At 43.8% G+C, this 640-nt stretch carries 2 tRNA genes; both read left to right on the forward strand.

Annotation, left to right across the window (positions count from 1 at the left end):
• Positions 1 to 113 precede the first annotated feature (113 nt).
• Positions 114 to 190: transfer RNA gene (locus L9G74_RS19880), tRNA-Ile, on the forward strand.
• Between the two features lie 217 nt (positions 191 to 407).
• Positions 408 to 483, forward strand: a tRNA-Ala gene (locus L9G74_RS19885).
• Positions 484 to 640 lie beyond the last annotated feature (157 nt).

A 640-nucleotide genomic window follows, 5' to 3' on the forward strand; every position in this document is an offset into this window, starting at 1 on the left:
CCTAGGGGAACCTGGGGCTGGATCACCTCCTTACCTAAGCGATTATCGTTTTGATGAGTGTTCACACAGATTGCTTGATGAAATGTAGAGCAAGTAACAGAGAAATCTGTAAGGGGTCTGTAGCTCAGGTGGTTAGAGCGTTCGCCTGATAAGCGAGAGGTCGGTGGTTCGAGTCCACTCAGACCCACCAATCTTGTTGATGCTACGTTGTATTGTTTGTCGTTTACTGAAGTAAACTTCCGCACAATACACCTTTCCTGAACAAGATTAACCTTGAAAGATAACGCAGTAATTTTTGCTTAAATCAAGGCGTGCAACTGACGAGTAAGGGCGCATACATAAGTATGTAACCGAGCGAGGATAGAAAGCACAGCGACGAGTTAAGTAAAAAGAACCAGTTATAAGATGGGGCTATAGCTCAGCTGGGAGAGCGCCTGCCTTGCACGCAGGAGGTCTGCGGTTCGATCCCGCATAGCTCCACCATCTTCAAGATGAACACTTGCTCCGTGGTAACGGAAATGCCAAAGATAAGTAACGAAATTTATCTTTGGCTTTTTTAAGCCTGCTCTTTAACAATTTGGAAAGCTGATAGTAGAGATTAAATAGCGATATTTAATCGAAATTGAGTTCTCAAAATACT

It is taken from the genome of Shewanella electrica, from assembly GCF_022321485.1.
GTDB lineage: Bacteria > Pseudomonadota > Gammaproteobacteria > Enterobacterales > Shewanellaceae > Shewanella > Shewanella electrica.